Annotated in this window: 13 protein-coding genes; 1 reads left to right on the forward strand and 12 read right to left on the reverse strand. The window is 52.8% G+C overall.

Going from position 1 to position 20,421, the window contains the following annotated elements; translation table 11 throughout:
• Positions 1-112: 112 nt before the first annotated feature.
• The 10 genes from DCC81_RS17580 to DCC81_RS17625 all read right to left on the reverse strand — a co-directional run bounded on the left by DCC81_RS17580 (position 113) and on the right by DCC81_RS17625 (position 17,086).
• Entirely contained in the window at positions 113-1,534 is a 1,422-nt protein-coding gene (locus DCC81_RS17580) for a glycoside hydrolase family 30 protein (protein ID WP_108687890.1), read from the reverse strand.
• A gap of 25 nt (positions 1,535-1,559) precedes the next feature.
• Positions 1,560-3,008 (reverse strand): glycoside hydrolase family 30 protein, encoded by a 1,449-nt coding sequence (locus DCC81_RS17585; protein ID WP_108687891.1) that lies wholly within the window; start codon positions 3,006-3,008, stop codon positions 1,560-1,562.
• 221 nt (positions 3,009-3,229) lie between these two features.
• Positions 3,230-4,729, reverse strand: a complete 1,500-nt coding sequence (locus DCC81_RS17590; RefSeq protein ID WP_108687892.1) for a RagB/SusD family nutrient uptake outer membrane protein — start codon at positions 4,727-4,729, stop codon at positions 3,230-3,232.
• 47 nt (positions 4,730-4,776) lie between these two features.
• Positions 4,777-7,758, reverse strand: coding sequence for a SusC/RagA family TonB-linked outer membrane protein (locus tag DCC81_RS17595; RefSeq protein WP_108687893.1), 2,982 nt, complete (start codon positions 7,756-7,758; stop codon positions 4,777-4,779).
• A 342-nt stretch (positions 7,759-8,100) separates the two neighbouring features.
• The gene (locus DCC81_RS17600; RefSeq protein ID WP_240613014.1) at positions 8,101-10,014 is read right to left on the reverse strand and encodes a 7TM diverse intracellular signaling domain-containing protein; all 1,914 of its coding nucleotides are present in this window, start codon (positions 10,012-10,014) and stop codon (positions 8,101-8,103) included.
• A gap of 102 nt (positions 10,015-10,116) precedes the next feature.
• The gene (locus DCC81_RS17605) at positions 10,117-11,049 is read right to left on the reverse strand and encodes an acyl-CoA desaturase (protein WP_240613015.1); all 933 of its coding nucleotides are present in this window, start codon (positions 11,047-11,049) and stop codon (positions 10,117-10,119) included.
• 374 nt (positions 11,050-11,423) lie between these two features.
• Positions 11,424-13,262, reverse strand: a complete 1,839-nt coding sequence (locus DCC81_RS17610; protein WP_108687895.1) for a transthyretin-like family protein — start codon at positions 13,260-13,262, stop codon at positions 11,424-11,426.
• Positions 13,263-13,979: 717 nt separating this feature from the next.
• On the reverse strand, positions 13,980-14,660 hold the full coding sequence (locus DCC81_RS17615; RefSeq protein WP_108687896.1) for a hypothetical protein: 681 nt from the start codon (positions 14,658-14,660) through the stop codon (positions 13,980-13,982).
• A 12-nt stretch (positions 14,661-14,672) separates the two neighbouring features.
• Positions 14,673-16,136 carry a patatin-like phospholipase family protein gene (locus tag DCC81_RS17620; protein ID WP_108687897.1) on the reverse strand — a complete coding sequence of 488 codons (1,464 nt, stop codon included), beginning with the start codon at positions 16,134-16,136 and terminating at the stop codon, positions 14,673-14,675.
• Between the two features lie 56 nt (positions 16,137-16,192).
• The gene (locus DCC81_RS17625; protein WP_108687898.1) at positions 16,193-17,086 is read right to left on the reverse strand and encodes a hypothetical protein; all 894 of its coding nucleotides are present in this window, start codon (positions 17,084-17,086) and stop codon (positions 16,193-16,195) included.
• A gap of 321 nt (positions 17,087-17,407) precedes the next feature.
• Between DCC81_RS17625 and DCC81_RS17630 the strand changes: the two genes are divergently transcribed.
• The gene (locus tag DCC81_RS17630; protein WP_108687899.1) at positions 17,408-18,613 is read left to right on the forward strand and encodes a family 16 glycosylhydrolase; all 1,206 of its coding nucleotides are present in this window, start codon (positions 17,408-17,410) and stop codon (positions 18,611-18,613) included.
• 107 nt (positions 18,614-18,720) lie between these two features.
• Here the strand turns inward: DCC81_RS17630 and DCC81_RS17635 are convergent, their stop codons facing one another.
• Positions 18,721-19,278 carry a hypothetical protein gene (locus DCC81_RS17635; RefSeq protein ID WP_133177703.1) on the reverse strand — a complete coding sequence of 186 codons (558 nt, stop codon included), beginning with the start codon at positions 19,276-19,278 and terminating at the stop codon, positions 18,721-18,723.
• A gap of 158 nt (positions 19,279-19,436) precedes the next feature.
• Positions 19,437-20,405, reverse strand: coding sequence for a PorP/SprF family type IX secretion system membrane protein (locus tag DCC81_RS17640; protein ID WP_108687901.1), 969 nt, complete (start codon positions 20,403-20,405; stop codon positions 19,437-19,439).
• Between the last annotated feature and the right edge of the window lie 16 nt (positions 20,406-20,421).

Consider the following 20,421-nt stretch of genomic DNA (forward strand, 5'->3'; position numbering starts at 1 on the left):
AGCAGTGTTGAAGCGGAGGAATATCTCTTCATGCAGGAAAAATGTTCCCTCCTCCGCACAAAAAAAGGGCCGCAAACCATGATCTGCGGCCCTTTCCTTTGTAAAATAATTATTACCACACGTAAGTGGCTACTGCACCGGCATTCAGGTGGGCAGTAAAATGTTTGTTGTTGTCAATGTCCACACTGAAGTCCTGCGCCTGTGTGCTGTGGTTGAGAACAATCAGCACCGTACGGCCATCCTTGCGGCGGAAAGCCACGTTGGGCAGCTGCTCGTCACTGGTACTGCCAATGCGCACGGAGCCTGGTAGTGCAAACTTGGAGGCATGGCCGATAATGTAGTAGGCAGGATTGCGTACCACTGCATTGCTGTCCAGGGTAATAGCGCCCAGGCAACCATTACAGCCGCCACGGTCTGTGTGTGGGTTCTGTTGCGGATCGGCAGCCAGGTTCCATTCCAGTACCGTGCGGGCCCAGTTCCGCGATGCGCCGATGGTCAGCAGGCGGATATGTTCATCGAGGTCACGTTTCAGGTGGCCCGGTGCGCCTATCCACTGTTCGGTGAAATAGAGGTTTTTATTGGGGAATGCATTATGCACTTCGCTCATGGCCTCTATTTTACCGCCGTACAGATGAAATGCGCTGCCATCAATGTATTTAGCCGCGTCCGGGTCTTTGAGGATGCTGATCGGGTAGTCCGGGCGGTCGCAGTTGTGATCGTAGATAATGATCTTCGTTTGCAGGCCTGCCTTTTCAAAAGCAGGCCCCAGGGCGGTTTTTACGAAAATGGCCTGGTCTTCCGGCAGCATTTTCATGCTGGGGTTATTGCCGGGGTGCAGGGGCTCATTTTGTACCGTGATGGCATCAACAGGAATATGCAGCTGCTGCATTACCTGTATAAATTTCACCAGGTAGCGGGCGTACACCTGGTAGTACTGCGGTTGCAGGCTTCCGCCGCGGGTATCGCCATTATCCTTCATCCACACGGGGGCGCTCCAGGGAGAGCCCAGGATCTTCAATGATGGGTTTATTTTAAGGATCTGTTGCAGCACCGGTACCACACTGGTGGCATCCGGTCCCAGGTTAAAGTGGGCCAGGGCCGTATCCGTTTGCCCTGCGGGCATATCGTCATAAGAAAAAGCATGATCATTCATGTCCGACGCGGCAATGCTGATGCGCAGGTAGCTCATATTCAGCTGGTCTGGCTGGTGGCCAAACAGCTCCTGGAGCAGCTTTGCGCGGGAGGCGGCATCCATCTTCATGATCAGTTGTGCACTGCCCCCGGTGAGGGTGCAGCCAAAACCGTCCATCGACTGGTAGGTTTCCTGACTGTTAATGTGAATGGTGCTGGCGCCGGTTGCGGCACTGGTAAATGCGATGTCTGCCTGTTTTTCCAGGCGGGCGGTGGCATCCGGGTCTGTAAGCCAGTTAGCCACGCCGTGCAGGTTTCCGTTCGTATTGCGGGTGCTTTTGCAGGCCACCATGCCTGCAAAAGCTATCCCGCATGCCATCAGGCGATAATAAGTGCTCTTCATTTCTTTCTACGCAAAAAAGTCAATATCAATAAATAAAGGTGGTCATGGAATGGGCCAGGGACTTGGTTTCCGCGGCTTTGCCATTTACCCACAGGAAGAAGGGTACTTCTTCATCGCTGCGGTTCATTACTTCCACTACGGTCTTACCATCCGGGTTTACAAACGCGGTGGCTTCCAGTTTGCTGCGGCTGGGCGTAGCAGCTACACGCTGCGCGCCGGGACGCACAAATTTGGAGAAGTGACCGATGTAGTAAAATGCATTGCTGTAATACAGTTTGCCATCCTTGGCGTGCACGGGGGCCATGCAGTAGTTGCCCACGTGGTTGGGGCCGCCCTGTTCATCCAGCAGGATGTTCCAGTCTGTCCAGCCGGAAGTACCGTTGTTAAAATCGGAGATCATATTCTGGCCATACACTTCACCATACTGCCAGTCGCTCACTTTATCCCAGTTGAATTTTTCTATACAACCTTCGGTAAACATGAGGGCTTTGCCCGGGAATGCTTCGTGCACGCGGGCCACGTTGTCCAGCATGCGGAGGCCGCCGGACCAGTTCTCATACCAGTGGAAAGCAATGCCCCACACGTATTTGGCCGCGGCCGGATCATTCAGTACGGCGGACGCACGTTGGTAGATCAGGTCACGGTTATGATCCCAGGCCATCAGCTTTTTGCCGCCAAAACCGGCTTTTGCCAGCGTGGGGCCCAGGTAATATTTGATGAAATCCCGTTCTTCTTCACCGGTGAAAATGCAGGACTCCCATTTCTGGGTGGCCATGGGTTCATTCTGCACGGAAAGGCCCCAGATGGGAATGCCTTCTTTCTCGTATGCTTTGATGAATTTGATGTAGTGGTTAGCCCACACCTGGCGGTACTGGGGCAGCAGCTTACCACCCTGCAGTACGTTGTTGTTGCTCTTCATCCAGCCCAGGGGAGACCAGGGTGTGGCAAAGACATCCAGCTTGCCCCCGGCCGTTTTCATAGCGGCTTTGATCAGGGGAATGCGGTACTGGCGGTCGTGATCAATGCTAAAGGTTTTCAGCGCGGTATCGCCATCCTGTACGTAGGCGTAAGAGCTGCTGGAGAAGTCGCTGCTGCCAATAGTGGTGCGCACCAGGGTGTAGCCAATGCCGTCTTTCTTGTCGTAGTAAGCCTTGAGCAGTTCCTGCTGCTCCGCTGCACCGAGTTTGCCAAATACTTCTGCAGATGCATCGGTAATGGCGCCACCAAAGCCTGTGATCTTCTGGAAGCGGTGGGTAGGATCTACAAACACACATACCTGCGTTTCCAGGGGCTGGGCCATGGGCGCAAAGTGCAGGGTGTCTGTGGGGGTAATGCGTAAAGTAGTATTGGCGGCGGTTTTGTAAACAATGATGCTACGTTTTTCTACAGGCAGGGAATTACGTTGCTGTTGCGCCTGCGCGGTGAGCAGCACACTGCAGCCGGCAATGACGCCATACCATTTGGTAAACTTCATGGTGAAATGCTTTTAGGTGAGATAAGTGTTTTTTACGTGGAAAATGAATGCGGTACAAAGTACAGGATTCATTGCCAAAAAGAAAGCAAAGGGCCTTTGTAAAAAATACTTTTCGGCGAAAACGTTGTAGCAGTAAAAGTGTACGCTTTACGTTTGCCGGTTCCCGTTATAAAGTACACAGGGGCCGGGCTTTGCGGCCGGGCCCCTGTGGTAAGATGCTATTAGTAGCCCGGGTTTTGTACCAGTTTCGGGTTCAGGTCTATCTGTTGTTGAGGGATGGGCATCAGCAGGCGGTAGTCAGGTACGCTGTAACCCAGGGAGGTGCCATTACCATCTTTCTGGGCCTGCATTACTTCCTGTGCCTTGCCGGTGCGCAGAAGGTCAAACCAGCGGATGCCTTCAAAGGCCAGCTCCTGGCGTCTTTCATCGGCAATTACCTGGTTGGCCTGGTCGGCCGTGGTAGCGGTTTTCGCGGCCAGTCCTACACGGGCGCGCAGGGTTTTTACCAGGTTCATAGCGCCGGCAATATCACCTTTATGCACCAGGGCTTCTGCTTTCAGCAGCATGATCTCGGGGAGACGCAGCATGTAGAAATCATTGGTGCCGTGGTTAGGATCATTGTACTTGGTAATGAAAGGATAACGGGATACAGCCCAGTAGCTGTCGTTAAACTGGCCGGTCACGTTCAGGAAGGTGATGGATGCGTGCAGGCGCACACTGTCACCGTCATTCACAAACAGTTTCACGAGATCGTTGGTAGGCGTGCTGAATTTTTTCCAGCCACCGCCAATGAATTGCTTGGTGGCGTCATCATATCCTACAAAGATGGAAGGTACCCAGTTGCCCACCTTATCACCGGTATCGTAGCCATCAAACACCATTTCCCAGATCGCTTCTGAATTGCTTTTGTGGGCATTATCCCACAGGAAATTATAGTCGCTCAGCAATGTGTAGCTGGGGATCACCTTGTCGCAATAGTAGCTTACGGAATCCCAGTTGGGCGTGGGCATGCTGGAATAAACCTTTGCAAGGGTAGCCCATGCAGCGCCTTTGGACACGATGTATTTGGAGGAAGTGGCGCCCACGTCCTGCGCATTGTCCTTCGCATACCACAGGTCGTTCAGGATGGCTTCGTATACGGAATCCACGCCGGAACGGGGTTTTAGGGAGGTCTCGATCAGCGTTTCCGCGGTGCTGTTGTCAGACGGTACCAGTTTCAAGGGAACCCCACCATACAGTCGCACCAGGTCAAAGTAGTTGAAGGCACGCATGAACATGGCTTCTGCCAGGATCTGTCTGCGGCGGGTTTCGTTCAGGGCGGCGTCCTTGCTGCGGCTTACGTTCTGGATGGTTACATTGGCGCGGCCAATGAAAGAATAGGCATCAGCAAAGTCGCGGTTCACGTTCCCGTTCAGGGAGTTGGCTGTGAATTTGTCCAGGGTGATATTATCCGCGTTGTCGCCACCTGCATAGCAGTTATCGGAGATCACATCGCCATTGGTGATCTTGTCAAATACAGACCATTCCAGGTTGTCAGCCTTGTAGTAGCGGTACAGGCCTGCCACGGACGCTTCTGCGTCCGCGGCGGAAATGGATACGCTGGTATCAGTGGAGTAGATGCCCTGTGTAGTCGGATTTTTATCCAGCAGTTTAGAGCAGCTGCTCATTACACCGGCAGCCATCACTATCACGGAGGCGTTATAAAGAAATTTATTTTTCATGATGTTATTCAGTTTTGAATGTGCTTAAAAGAAATGCCGGTACGCTTTTATTTTAAACTGATGTTGATACCTGCCAGGATGGTTTTTGCCTGCGGGTAAGCACCATTGTCAATACCCAGTGACACGTTCCGGTCTACGCTGCTCGCGGTGGAGTTAGTGTAGCTGCTCACTTCGGGATCAAAGCCGGTATACTTGGTGATGGTAAACAGGTTCTGACCGGAGACGTACACTGATGCTGCGCCGATACCGATGTGATCCAGGATGCGCTGGGGGATGTGGTATGCCAGCGTGATCGTTTTGAAACGCAGGTAAGAACCATTTTCAACAAAACGGCTGGACACTACAGAGTTGTCAACGCTATTGGGGCTTACGGCCGGGATATCGGTCTTGTCACCCGGATGCTGCCAGCGGCGCAGTACCGCAGTGCTTTGGTTAGAAGTATTCATCATGCCTTCCAGTTCTGTACGCAGACCGTTGTAGATCTTGTTGCCCTGGGAGCCCTGGATGAATACAGACAGGTCAAAGTTCTTGTAGTTCACGGTGTTGGTCATGCCGTAGGTGAACTTTGGTTGTGCATTGCCCAGGAAGCGGCGGTCAGAAGGTTTGGTGCCGCTGTAAGGCACGGCCTTGCCATCGCTGGTGAGGTATAGCTGTGCACCGGTGTTGGGGTCCACTCCAGCGGCCTCGTAACCGTAAAATTCACCCAGGGGCTTGCCTACAGCCAGGTTGATGGCATTGCCGCGGGCATAGATATTTCCATAGATCGGCATGGCGGTGATGCCATTTTCCAATGCCAGGATCTTGTTCTGGTTGAAGGAGATATTGAAATCGGTGGTCCAGTTCACTGCCTTGCCAACAATGTTTTTGCTGGAAACAGCCAGTTCCTCACCGATGTTGCGCATGCTGGCATTGTTCATCAGTACGGACTGTACCAGTTCACCGGAAAGGGTAATGGGCAGCAATACGTTCTTGGTGTTTTTCCAGTAGAAGTCACCGGTTACAGACAGGCGGTTGTTCAGCAGCGTGGCGTCAAAACCAATGTTTGTCTGGGTGGTGGTTTCCCATTTCAGGTTCTGTAGTGCAATGGAAGAGGGCGTAAAGGTCAGTGACCCGTTGCTGATTCCGTAATCCAGGAGGCTCAGGTGGGAATAGCTGCCAATGCCTTCCTGGTTACCGTTCTGGCCCCAGCCGGCGCGGATCTTCAGGTCATTGATAAAGCGGATGTCTCTCATGAAATCTTCCTGAGAAATTCTCCAGCCGGCAGATACGGACGGGAACACCGCGTTACGGTTGGCGGTAGAGAATTTGGAGGACTGGTCATTACGGATATTGGCCTCCAGCAGGTATTTGCCATCATAGTCGTAATTGATCCTGCCCAGGTAGGAGATGAGCGCCCATTGGTCCTGGCTGATAGTGGGAATGCCTTTGGTCAGCGCCAGTTGCCACATGGTATTGAAGGGCAGATGACGGTACTGGGGATCCAGGCGGTTGGCGTTGATGTAAGTCTGCTGCCAGTCAGAGTTCTGGGCAGTCCAGCCGGCCAGGGCGCCAAAATTACTCTTGCCCCAACGGTGGTTGTACTTCAGGGTTTGCTCACTCAGCCAACTCAGTTCTGTGGAAGTGGTCTGGGAAAGTGCACCGCCCTGGCCGCGACCGTAGTTGGTCAGGAACGGATCCAGGAAATAAGTGCTCTTATTGTTCTTATAGTCAATACCAAAACGGGTAGTGAACACCAGGTCTTTGTAGAACTTGATGTCTGCACCGAGGTTGCTTACCAGGCGGTCGTTAGTGTTGGCCGTGCGGGAGCCGATGATGGCACCCAGCGGGTTTTCCCAGCCGGTGGAGGGGTTGGCACCGATCCAGCCGTTTGCCTGGTATTGCGGCACGGTGGGAGGTGTGGTCAGCGCGGAGGCCACCACGCCGCCTTTGGCTGCGCTCAGGTTATCGCTTACGTCATTATTGGTAACGCGGGAAATGATCGTGGAAGAGGTTACATCCAGCCATTTGGTCACGTGGCTGTTCAGGTTTACGCGGCCATTAATGCGGTCAAAGTTGGCCGGGCGTATCATACCGGTTTGCTTGTTGTAATCCAGTGCCACATAATGCTGGGTCTTTTCAGTGCCGCCGGATGCCGCTACGTGGTAGTTTTGCTGGCTGCCATGGCGGAACACCTGGTCCGGCCAGTTGATATTGGTAGCATTTACCAGTGAGTCGGAAATCGTGCCGGCACCATAGCTTTCATTCATATAGGCCTGGTATTGCTTGCCATTCAGCACGCTCACCATGTTAGTGGGCTTGCTGTCGCCCCAATAAGCGGAGGCCTCGATTTTGGATTTACCAGCGGTGCCTTTCTTGGTAGTGATGATCACCACACCGTTCGCAGCGCGGGTACCATAGATCGCAGTGGAAGCCGCGTCTTTCAATACGGAAAAAGATTCGATGTCATCTGCGCTATAGGCGCTGATGTCCGGGGTAATGATGCCATCCACTACGTACAGCGGATCGTTACCGGAACTGATGGAAGAGGAGCCACGGATACGGATGCTCAGGCCTGCACCGGGCTTACCGGATACAGAGGTCACCTGCACCCCGGCGGCCTTGCCCTGCAACGCTTCTGCTGCGTTCACGATCGGGCGGTTGGCAATATCAGCGGCAGTTACCACGGATACAGCACCGGTCAGGTCCTTCTTTTTCTGGGTACCGTACCCCACTACCACCACCTGGGTCAGATCAGTGCCGGCGGTGCTTAAGTGCACCACGATATTCTCCCGGCCACCAATAGCCACGGTCTGGGCTTTATAACCAATAAAAGAAAATTCAAGCGAGGCATTTCCGGGGGCATTAATGTTAAAGGCGCCCTTTGCGTCTGTGGTGGTACCGGAATTAGTACCTACCAGCCGGATGGTAACGCCGGGCAACCCGTTGCCCAGGGTATCGCTCACGGTACCATGTACGGAGATGTTTTGCGCAATGGACAGGGACGTAACTGCCATCAGCAAGGCCAGGAAGGCCAGGAACTTTTGCTTCATAACGTGCAAGATGTTTTAGAAAAAGGGATACGATCGTCGGTTTAGATTATGGAACATTGGCCGTGGTAATGGTTGCAGCTAAACAACCTGGAAGTTCATAACGGAGCCGATTTAATAACACAATTTTAACAAGACAAAATTAAGGGGTAGGGATGGAGAAAAACAAATAAATTTTTATGTAAACGATTGATTTTTAATTAGTTGATTGAATTTTGATGCGGTTGGGTACCGTGAAGGCTAAAATAACAATGGGCTGATAACTAACGGGTTATTGAAATGGAACTAAGCAGGATCGGTTTTTATTGATACGCCTCCATACAAGTGAAAAAAAGAGCTGAAAAGCTATAACACCAGCTTACTCCACCCTCCCGCATCGGCGGTTTTCAACTCCTTTTTCCGTTCCTCCATTACAGATTTCACCTTATGCTGGTAACTCCAGCAGGTGCTCTGGCGGATGTCCAGCAGCTCACTCAGCTTGTGGGAAGAGATCTTCCCCTTGCTCGTATAAATAAGAAATACGATATAAAAGGCCTTATTAATGGGGATACGGGTGTTCTGGAAAATGGTATTGGCCAGCACGGATTCCTCGTAGCTGCACCGGGAGCAGCGCCGGCTGAAGGGCGCATGGCCGGCAAAGTAATGCTCATGGCCACACTTATAACAATGGTACCCCTGCTGCCACTTCAGCTCCGCCAGGAAGCGGAAGCAGCTTTCATTATCCGGGTAGGTCCGGCTAAATTCCTCAAAATCCACGGGGGCGCTCAGCGCACGGGCGCGGCTTACCTTTTCCACGTTGTGCAGCAACTGCTGGTTATCTTCTTCCAGCAGGGTGTTCATGCGGAGGATTTCCTCGGACTGGAGCTTCAGCAACTGGTTGGCATCGTTTAGCTCCTGGTTCTGGGCCTCGATGAGGGAATTTTGAGACAATAGTTCCTGGTTCTGCGCCTCGATCAGGTGGTTTTTCTCCACCAGCTCCTGGGTGCGCTCTTTTACCTGCTGCTCCAGCTGCTGGTTGATGCTGTCTTTCAGCCTTGCATTGGCCGTCATTTGCCGGATGATCTCCTGCTGGGCTTTTTCTTTTTTCTTTTTCAGGAGGCGCAGCTTATCGCCAATGGCAAAGGAGAGGAAGAACATTTCCAGGATAAAACAGAAACTCAGGCTGTAGTAACTCACCGCCCCAAAATTCAGCCAGCTATACCCCAGCATGATAAAGAACTTCAGCATAAAGCCGGCAAACAGGAAGCTGTATCCCAGCACAAAGAAGCGGGCCGCCCGGTAGCCGGTACGGTAAATATAAATGCCGCTGTAAAAAGCCAGTGCCAGCGGGACGATCTCGATGAACTTATAATTGAACCAATACTGGTTAAAAAGAAGGCAGATCAGGAAAAAGGCGACCCGCGCTATGATCACCCCGATGATCAGCTTATTGAGCCGGGGCGCGCGGGCCCGTACATACAGCAGGGAGCGGGTAAATGCCAGGGCAAATACGCTCATGCAACACAGCGGCACCGCATAGGCATACTGGTTCCAGCGCGGGGCATCCGGCCAGATGTACTGGTAGGCAATACCATCCGTGCTCATTTCAAAAAAAGCCACGCTGATGATATATAAAATATACCACAGGTACTGGCGCTGCCGCATGGTGATGAACATGATCAGGTTGTAAAAGCAAAAGATCAGGATCATCCCGTAAAACAGGCCAAAGGTGATGTACTCCGTAAGCGCGTAGGCGATGAACTTATTGATGCTGCGCAATACCACGATCATATCTGCCGTCTGGGCGGAGCGTACCCGGAAATAGTACACAGACTCGCCGGGATAGCTGTTGTCCAGCTTCAGTTCAAAATTCTTGTGGCGGAAGGTGCGCTGGGAAAAAGGGTAGGCATCTCCCAATTGTACCAGGTGGTATTGGTGATTACTGTCTGGCAGGAAGGCCTGCAGGTCGTCTATGGTCTGGTCAAAGAATTCCAGGATGTATTGCTTGTCCAGCCCGGGGTTGCGGCGGATCTTAATGCGGTACCAGTAGTAAATATTGGGCTTGCTGTTGCCTGGCGTGCTGGTCCTGCTGGCTTTGAAGGCGGTATCCGGCAGGGCCAGGATCTGCTCCAGGGTGTGGGGCTGACGCCCGTCTTCCAGCCACTGGATCTCCTGGAAGGTAAAGATATGCTGGTCTTCCTGCGCGCTCACGCCCACGGCCTGCTGGGCATGGGTGGCAAACGGCATCAAGTATAACAGCAGCAAAACGATCCTTCTCATCAGCATGTATGGTGGCAAGGGCGCAAAGATACGACCAGGGGGCATAAAAAGAGCCGGTAATTGCTACATCACCGGCTTTCCTTTATCTGTAAGATCAAATTTTTAGTTTTCTACCAGCACGGCTTCAGATGCTTGCTTGCCGGAGGCTTGTTTTTGCTGGTCTTTTATTTTGTTGCTATCCAGCACTTTCTTGGGTACCTCGCGGATGTCCCAGATAATGCCAAAGAAGCCCAGGGTGCGGAGGACGTAGTAAGTGATGTCAAACTCCCACCAGTAGAAGCCCTGGCGTGCGGCGCTCTGGTAGTAGTGGTGGTTGTTGTGCCAGCCTTCGCCCAGGGTGATCAGCGCCAGGATAGGGCTGTTCTTGCTGTAGTCGCCGGTGATATAGCGGGGGCGGCCCCATTTGTGCATCAGGGAGTTGATGGTGAAGGTGCCATGGTACAGGATGATGGTGCTCAGGAAGAAGCCGATCAGCAGGGTGCTGAAGCCGGCGTGCCAGGCAAAGAAACTGCCTCCGTTTACCTTGTTACCTACAAAGTAACAGGCTACTGCCAGCACTACTGCGGGTACCATGTGCCACTTGTTCAGCCACACCAGTTCACGGTTCTTGAAGTCCTTGATCAGGTCAAAGCGGGTTTGCTTGTGCTCGGGGCCCATGATCCAGCCGATGTGGGCGTACCAGAAGCCATACACGTTGGCGGAGTGGGGATCTTCCGGGGTATCGCTGTGTTTGTGGTGGATGCGGTGATTGGATGCCCACCACAGGGCACCTTTCTGCAGGCTGCTCTGTGCGCCGCCGGCCAGGATGAATTGGAAGAATCGCGAGGTCTTAAACGTGCGATGCGAGAAATATCGGTGATAGCCACCTGTTACAAAGAACATGCGGACTACATACAAAGATGCACACAGGATCCAGTCAAAGGCAGTGACGTGGGTAAAGAAAGCCAGCAGTGGCAGGGCGTGTATACCAAGAAAATCTATCTGGTGCAGCCAGATCGGTGGTTTCCGGTCTTGTTTAACCATGTTGTTGTTCATGCGACAAAAATAAAATTTACTAAGAACGCTCCAGATGATAATTGTCATCCGGATAATTGAGCAAAGATAGCCGAATGATACTATAACTACAGCATTTCAGGGAACCCAGGCCATTTTTAACGAAAATACAACGGGTGGCAGCACTGCCTTTTGCCGCCCCCGCCGGTCCTGAAACCGCCTGCCAGCGGGGATTGGGACCGGTCACGTGCTACGGCTGGCGCCGCCACCGGCATCAATAGATAAAATGAGGTATCAATTAAAATGATAGTTCAGGGACAAAATCATACGCGGCGGTCTTACAAATAAAAAAGCGCCACCATAGGAGGCGACGCTTTTTGTTCCTGAAAATGTATCACAATTATACAAGCCGTTTATCAGATCGCTGGCTTTTTACAGAACGCAATGTGGTCGGAAATGTAAGCGCCTGTCCATCGGCCGGAGCCTGCAGTAAGGCGGAGCGATACGTTGAGCCACACAATGTAGGCGCAGGGCTGCATACCACTGGTATCAAACAGCTGGCTGCCGCTGATCTGGGACACCCCGGACACCGCCGGCGTAAAAGCAGCGGGCAGTACAGGATTGCCTTCAAAGCTGATGGAGCAAGTGTCCATATGGGGATGTGCCACGGTGTAGTTTACGTGGATAGCATCGCCAATGGTGCCACAACCGTTGCCGCCGGCGGTAGTTTCCTGGATCTCCAGGAGGCCTGCGCCTACGGCGGTCACATCGCCGGTGTAGTTCCAGCTGGGATGGCGGCGCTGCAGGTAGGTCACGTTGGAGACTACGATCTTATTCAGTGTATCTGTGCTGGAAAGCGTGCTGGCATTGAGTTCCCGGCTTTCAAAGGTGATCCTGAAAGTGTGCACGGCGCCAATGGCGCTGCCGGGCACCGGGTTGCCGGCTATCACCGGTGAGGGTGTGGCAATATTGAAGTCTTCATGTGCCTGGGTGCCACCTGCATTCAGGGCCAGGGCGGCGGTATTGAGCCAGCCCAGTAAGCCGCTGGGGGAGAAGAGGCCACCGCTGTTGAGGTTATTGCCCCTCGGCACGGTGATCCAGCCTTCGGGGTCCAGGGCGGGGTTGATCACCACGTCCGTCTCGTCAAACGGGGGCGGGGGCGTAGGCTGGTGGTAGGTTACCATCTGGCCAATCACGAAGGCGGGCATGGCTGCATTTACCTGGGTGCGGGTAAGCTCGTAGTTGGTGTCTGCATTGAAGATGCGGAAGCGGTATTGCATGGCGTTGGTATTGCTGCCGTTGGGTAGCTTGCCGTTCAGTGCCACGGTGCCGGTAAAGGCATACAGTTCCGGCGCAATCGTATAACCGTCTGCGTTGATCTGCGTATGGATCTTGTAATCGCCTACGGCTTCCCATAATGCGGGGAAGTAGCCGCCATCTGTAGTGACAGGCGATGCGCAGAGATCTACACAGAAGCAGGGCCCGCGGTTACTACGGCTGGCACTGTGGCCTATACTGCGGTCTTCTTTTAAGAGGTAAGCATTGGTAATTGGCTCCTGCACGGTGAAGTACAGGTCGGGGCCTGCGGGCCATTCTACATTCAGAAGGGGCGAAAGGAGGGTCTGGCTGAAATCGGCCGTGGTGTAGTCTATGCGGAAATAGCCGTTGGAATCGGTGATGCCGGAGCCCAGGGGATCGTCCTGGATCCAGTCCACATCAAAGGCGGATACTTTTACCCCGGCAATGGGGCGGTTGTTCTTACAGTCCATTACACGGCCGCAGATCACCCATGCATCAAACTTACTGCGGATGAGGCACCACCAGCGGGCGGGCACCACGTACACCCAGGCTGCGGTAAAGTCATTTTCCCGTTGCGCCCAGCGGGGTTGCAGGGTGGTAATGTGAAACTGCAGTTCGGGAAATTTTTTAGGACCCGGTTTGGGCCTTGGTACGTTGCCGCACACAAAGTCAATGTCAAATGCTTCGCCGGCATACCGTTGTTTTTCACCCAGCGTGAAGCTGAAGTTGCCCTGGTCATCGGTGGTGGTTTCTGCGAGGAGGAGACTGGCTTTTGCGTTCAGTTCCCCGTCACTTACCTGGTGGAAGGTTTCTTTGGGAGCGGCCACTGCGGCGGCCACCACTTCAGTGGACAGTGTGGCGGTGCGGTACAGGCGTATCTTTACGCCGGCCAGTACTTCGGTGCAATATTTATCGCACAGGAGGGCTTTCAGATTACCATTAAATAGATAGCTCATTGTTTAACTTTTTTGGGGTGATGTGTAAAATGTAGCGATGCTGGGGTGATGTTAAGATGTAATGGTTTGGGGGTGATGCATAAAATGTAATGGTTTTTTGAGGTGATGCATAAAATGCAAACGGTTTTTTGAGGCGACGTGCAAACGGTTTTTTGAGGCGATGCGTAAAAATGTGGCAGTGCTTTTTGGAGAGGAGTGTTTTAATGAGAGCCGCTACAGGAGCAGATCTCCTTTGGTGCAGCTGCCCATGCGGGTACATGCAATCCTGTCCGATCTGCATGCCGCGCCGCGCAACTGCACGTCCGGAAATTTTTGGGGGTACAATTCAAGTGGTGTATCCGGTTTACGGTATCTTCTAACAATCTGATGCAAAAGTAGGCGCGGCATGTTCTGCAGACAAGCGCAAATCTACTGCAATTCCAGAATACGGATTTCTACGGAAGTGGCAGCTTAGCCCGGATAAGTGGCGGGGATCAGTGGATGGAATACGGTGAGGGGAGGATAGGTGTATATTTTTTCGTAACTTTAAAATTCACCAAAGAAAAGGAGGTATTCATGCAATCTACAGATATGTCATGGAAACTTCCGGTCCATGTTGCCTGAAGCAACAAGTAAGGCAGCGCCGGGACCGGGTTGTCCATCCAAGTAATCTGCTGGCAAGTTGGCCAGACTGCCGCCGGGCTTCATGCGCCGGCGGCTTTTTTATTCATAGGCGTCTTATTTCACCTGTAGCGCCGCATTATCAGGCTCCCGCTGTTTATTGAACACTGCATTTAGTACCCCGTATACCACCGTTGCCACTATTACCCAGCCAAGTACCCGCAATGATTCAGCGCGTACGGTGCCGAGCAGCCAGGCATATACCAGCATGCTGGCGCCCAGGCCGGCGCCCGCCAGGGCCAGGCCCCATTTTACCAGCTCCATCAATTGGTAGGCTTTGTGTTCCAGCCTGGAAATGGCCGGGCCCCTGCGGCGTATTTTGCGCAGCAGGTAAAAATTTTCAATGATATCGCACAGCCAGGAGATAAATTGTCCCATGGATAAAAAGGTAAAGAGCGCAAAGCCCCATCCATGCTGGGTCCTGGACACTTCATGGCAAAGGATGTGGATGCTGAGGTATACGCCGGGCATGTAGAGGAAGTCGGTGTAGAGCTGTCCTTTCAGCGCGCGCAGGGAGCGGGTGCGCATCGGTTCCGGCAGGGCGTAGATACCTTGTATAAGGTTGGGCAATTCTTTATTGGATGCGGGAAACTCCAGCTGGAAAATGCTGAACTGGCGCAGCACCACGTCCAGCGTATAGAAGTTGCGGGCCTGGTGGTTCATGATCAGCATGGACACCAGCATGATGCTCCATGTAATGAAAAATAACATCCAGGGGTGTGCGTGCATGTATTCCATGTGCAAAACGGTTTAAGATAATTGCTTGCGGGCTGCCACCTGCGTCTGTTTGTAATCTTCCCATTTAAAATCGGCCAGGAAGCGCTGCGCAGCCTGTGCGCCGCAGATAAACATATCTACCTTGTCCTGGTTGTCCAGGAAAAAATTCAACCACTTGAAACGCTGCAGCGGAATGCTGCCCACGCCGGCCTGGTACATGCTGTTCTTGATCAGGAAGTCCTTGTCATAATAAAAACGGATGGTATTGAACACGCGGCCCAGGTAACCGCCCCCGGTCCAGAAATAAGGGTTCTTTGTTTTATCATTCGGGTTACTGTCGTCCAGGTCTATGCCAAAGGTGGGCAGGCGGGGCTGGGCCAGGGCCGGGTTGTAAAACAGGTTCATGGGAAAGTTGGACAGCACGCCGCCATCCACGAAACGCGCGGTGCCAGGCGGGTCTTTTTCAAAGAAGGTATCGGCCCATGCTTTCACGATCTCAGGCCGGGTACAATCAATATCGGGGATCATGTACGATTCAAAGAACACGGGAATGGACATGGACGCACGCACAAATCCCGCGGGGTGAATGGGCTTGTCGCCGGGGGCGCGGAACAGGTTGTACATGGCGGGAAACTGGATCTTGTTTTGTGTAACCAGTTCCGCGGTGATGAAGGTCACATCCCCGTCCAGGTTTTCCAGGGTCTGCGGTGCATTTTCCCGTACGCGCAGGCTGGCGGGGCGTTTACGAGCTTTGGTGGTAAGGTCTTCCACGGTGTGGATGCCATTGGCCTCGAAGATCTTTTTGATCCAGTCATAAAAGGTGTCGCCGGGGTTAATGCCAAAGCCGGCATTCTTTAGCCGGGATAGCAGGCTTCCTACCCAACCGGAAAAAACACAGATGGCCACGAAGCCTAACGCTGTGAGCCCAAATGCAGTTTGTGTGATCACGGCCAGCGCCGGATGCTGGTGCTGCAGGCCAAAAAAAACAAAACAAAGTAACGGCAGCAGCACCAGCATGGAGCCAATGATGATGGCCCACCGCAGCATGATCCGGTTAAAATTTTCGTGGGTGATAAAGTTGCGGATCAGCCAGCGGGCTGCCGGGTGGCCGTCTACAAAACTGAAAAAATCCAGGTCACACAGGATCTGGATCACGGCTTCTGATTTGGCATCCTCTTTTTCTTTAAGAATGGTCATCAGCGAGGTATTGATGGCGCCTGCGCTGGTGCCGGCCAGCTTCAGGAAGCGGATGCCTGCCTGCTCCAGCACATAGGTGTAGCCTACCAGGGCAATGCCCAGCACGCCCCCGCCTTTCTGTACCAGGTTCACGTATTGGTGGCCTGCATCATCTATTACATCAGATACAATTTTGGGCTGGGTACCTTTGAAATCGGCCAGGACTTTGGCCACTGCCTCCCTCACTTCCGGCTGTGCCGTAAAGTCTTCCGGGGTAAGGGTAGTGGTCCGCTTTTTCTTTTCAGGCGACAGCGCTGCCATGTAGATGCGGTTTGAGGTTAAGACAGGAAGTTAGGCAAAGTTTTTTGATCAGCAAACTAGCGGCCGGCCCTGAAAGAGAAGGCTACACCCAGTGCCATACCGCCTTCCTGGCGGCGCGCTCCATTCATTTGTGTGTAATCTACCTGCCCGGAAGTAAGGAACAATTCATCCGTGCCTTTAGCGGTATTCCAGTAGGCGTAATCTCCTTTAAGGAAAATGCGGAGTAGCGGGCAAAGCTTGTAATCCAGCCGCAGCGAGGGCTTCAGGGCATAGCCATTGGCCTTATGCGAAAAACTTCTCGGGTGCTGGAACTGGGTGATCAGGTTCCAGTTGGCATCTGCCGTGTAGTGCAGCTGATAGTAATACAAAGAAGGGGTAAGATCAAAATGTTTGCCCAGTATAAATATAGCTTCAACGCCGGTGAGCAGGCCTTGCCATTTTGCGTTGTAGGTGCTGCGCAGGTCAGCAGGGTCAGATGCCCGTTTGGGCAATACATACAGGTTTTGCTTATTGAGCACATACCCCAGCATGGGCGTGAGGCCCACTCCGCGCAAGCGAAAGGTGTAGGTGAGGGCTGCATCTGCCTGTAGCAGGTGTCCTTTATCATCCTGGAACACGCCTTCGTACACTGGCTGCCGGCGGTTATCCGCGCCGTAATCGGTATCGGTCACATCGCCAGACTGGATGAAGGATTCATTGTAGTTAAGGCGCACGCCCCATTGTTTGTACTGGTAGTCAATGCCTGCCTGCACGTTGGCGCACTGCAGATTTTTCCAGATCAGTTCCGAATAGATGTTCGGATTGGTACCGTTGCTGTTGCCTGCAATGGACCAGCGGGAGTTTGCTGCCTGGTAGCCGGGGGCCACATACAAGGATAATTTTTGCTGGGCCATCAGGCTATTGGTTATACAAACGGAGATCAGTAACAACAGGCCGCGGAATCTGGGCATATCTGGTGAATGGGTTTTATTAAAATGGCAGTGTACCTGTTACACAATCCCATACGCATCGCAGTTAATTTATGAAAATTTTTCGCTGTCCATGCGGAAAATTTTCACCTTCCCTGCAACCCCGCAGCAGCAAGGGTTACAGCTTGAAAAGTTTTTTGCTCGATTGCGTTGAATTGCGTATTATCGTATCCTACTACCACCTCAGTATACATAATACGCCGATTTCATAACTACCACGTTTTGACCCTTTCATTTTTCTACCCAAAAATGAAGCGATAATTCCATGTTCTTTTTAATCCATGTTTCACTAAAAAACCAGTTATGAAAAAAGCAATGTTAGCAGGGAGCATCCTGCTGAGCGCATTCTGTTTCGTGTCCTGCACTAAAAACCTGGACAACAAACCCACAGACAATTCCCTTGCCGGGGAAAGCAAGCCCCGCGCCGTTACCTACACCATGGTGTGGAACGATGAATTTGATGGTACCAGCGTAAATACCAGCAACTGGAACATCGACAATGGCAACCCCGGCGTGAACAATGAGAAGGAGTACTATCAGTCTGCCAATGCCACCGTATCCGGCGGTAACCTGGTGATCACTGCCAGAAAGCAAACAGTGGGCGGCCAGCCTTACACTTCTGCCAAGCTGACCACTGCCGGCAAGTACCAGCCTACTTACGGCCGTATTGAGGCCCGCATTAAACTGCCGGGTGTACAGGGCATGTGGCCTGCATTCTGGATGCTGGGCGCCAGCATCAATAACGGCACGCCCTGGCCCGACTGTGGTGAGATCGACATTATGGAGCAGGTGAATACCAACAATACCATCCTGGGCACCATGCACTGGAATGCCGGTAGTGGCCACGTACAGTATGGCAGCAGCACTACCGCTACGGCTACAGACTGGCATGTGTATGCCGTGGAATGGGATGCTAATGGCATTCACTGGTATGTAGACGGTACCAATTATGTAAATGGTAATATCCAGAACAATATTAACAACACCGGTGCTTTTCATAATCCCTTCTTTATCATCCTGAACCTGGCCGTAGGTGGAGACCTGCCTGGTAACACCATTAATGACGCCGCCCTGCCCACGCAAATGCTGGTGGACTATGTGCGCGTGTACAGCATGAGCAATTCCGGCGGCACGGTGCCCATTGGCCAGACCATCACCCTCAAGGGCAGCAATGGCTTATATGTGAGCAGTGAAAATGGCACCCAGCCCATGACGTGCAACCGCACTACTGCCCAGGCATGGGAACAATTTACCGTGGTGGATGCCGGTGGTGGCAAAGTGGCGCTGCAAAGCATGGGTAAATATGTGAGCAGCGAGAACGGCACCCAGGCCATCACGTGCAACCGTACTACGGTGAGTGACTGGGAAAAATTCACCTGGGTGACGCAGCCGGATGGCACTATCTCTTTTATTGGCAATAACGGGAAATATATATCCAGCGAGAATGGCACCCAGGCCATGACCTGCAACAGGGCAACCGCAGGGGCTTGGGAGGCCTTCCATTTGTAAGCCCGTCCCCAATCTGTGTGTTAAGATAGCAACCAGACGCCTGCGATTATTCGCGGGCGTTATTGTTTGTGTCCGGGGACAGGCCCGCGCGTGAGGGCATGCCTCGCTTATTCGGTGTCTTTTGAAACGGGCAATGTGAAAGCTGCGGGCTGTGGATTCCTGGTGTAGTATTTCGTCATCTGCTTTACCATATTGTCGGAGTAATCCAGCCAGGAGGCTTGCTGGTCGCGGTACTGGCGGGAGGTGCTGTCTTTGGCTTTGGGGCCGGTCCATTTAATGAGCTTCCGGTTTTGAAAGTAATATCGCCAGGTCTGGGCCTTATCATCTGCATGGGTGAAGGCACTGTCGTACATGGGTGTAGCGTGGGTGATATTGCGGTCCTGTACGAGGATCAACTGGTTGCCGGGATCAAAGTAAAGCTGGGTCTCATGCTCGCTCATCACGGCAAAGGTATGTTCTGTAATGATGCGGAAACCGGTGTTGTCATAGTAGGCGTCAATGTGCCCGCCCTCAGCGCTGATCTCCGTTTCATTTTTGCGGAGGTGCGATGCCGGGAAGGTGCCCGATGTCATGCTGGTGTATTTACGGTCTGTAACTGCTACGGGGTTTGCATCCTGGAAGGAGAGGAGGAGCAAACAAAGCGTGAGGGGTAGTGCTTTTTGCATACAGCGGTGTTTGCGTAAAGTTACTGAAATATGGGATTGACCTGGTTTTGTGGGCCTTCCCGGGCCCGGTTCGCCGCCCCCCGTACCGCCTCCGGGGGGCATGCAAAAGGGCTGGCGTTTTGGGCCAGCCCTTGTTTGTCCCTGTATGAAAAACGACCTTAGAAATATTTAGGGGAGATCACCCGCCCGTCTTTGTGCCTGAAGTAGTAGCCCAGTGAGATCTCGTTTGTGGGCGCATTGTTAGCCACTGTGCTGTTGATCGTCTTATCATATGCATAGCCGATGCGCAGTTTTTCACTCACGATAAAATCTGCCATGAACACCATGGCGGATGGCTGTTGCAGGCCGTCCTGCAGGTTGTTCCGCTTCAGGTAAGCGGAGCGGTAGGAGATGCCTACCCACAGCTTTTCCTGGATGAGGCCCATGGCATTTATATCTATGCTGGTGGGGCCGGCCATGTCTTCTTTTACCAGCAGGGAAGGCTTCAGTTTCAGCTGCTCCGATACCGGGAAAATGCCGCCCAGCGTGAAGTACAGGTGTGGCTTCAGGGGAAGGTATTCTTTCAGTGCGTCTGATTTCTGGAAGGCATGTGTGAAAAGATTATTGGCAGAAAAACCGGCAAACCATTTTTCAGTATTGTAGTAAATGCCTACGCGTGCATCGGGCAGCATGGCGTCTTTGCGGCCATTCACCAGTACCGGGTCCAGGGCGGTGCTGGTGGGAGATAGCTTGGAGAGGTCCATGTGCTGCTGCACAAAGCCCGCGCTGATGCCGATGGACAGGCGGTGGTCGCCTTCTTCATTCACCGGGAAGCGGTAGGCATAGGTGCCGTACAGCGAGGTGTTGTTGGATGCACCCAGTTTATCATTCATCACCTGTATGCCCAGGCCCACACGTTCGTTCTTCAAATTGCCATCCGCAGCTACGGAAAAGGTTTTGGGCGCGCCTGGGAAGCTGCTCCACTGGTTGCGGTAGAAGGCATGCACATTCCACGCTTCATGGTAGCCGGCATAGGCCGGGTTGATATAGAGCCCGTTGAACATGTACTGGCTGAACTGGGCGTCCTGCTGTGCGGAAACTTTTATTCCGCACAGCGTGATCAATAGGATGAACAGGAACTTTTTCATAGGTCGTTGTTAGGAT

It is taken from the genome of Chitinophaga parva (assembly GCF_003071345.1).
GTDB classification, from domain to species: Bacteria; Bacteroidota; Bacteroidia; order Chitinophagales; family Chitinophagaceae; genus Chitinophaga; species Chitinophaga parva.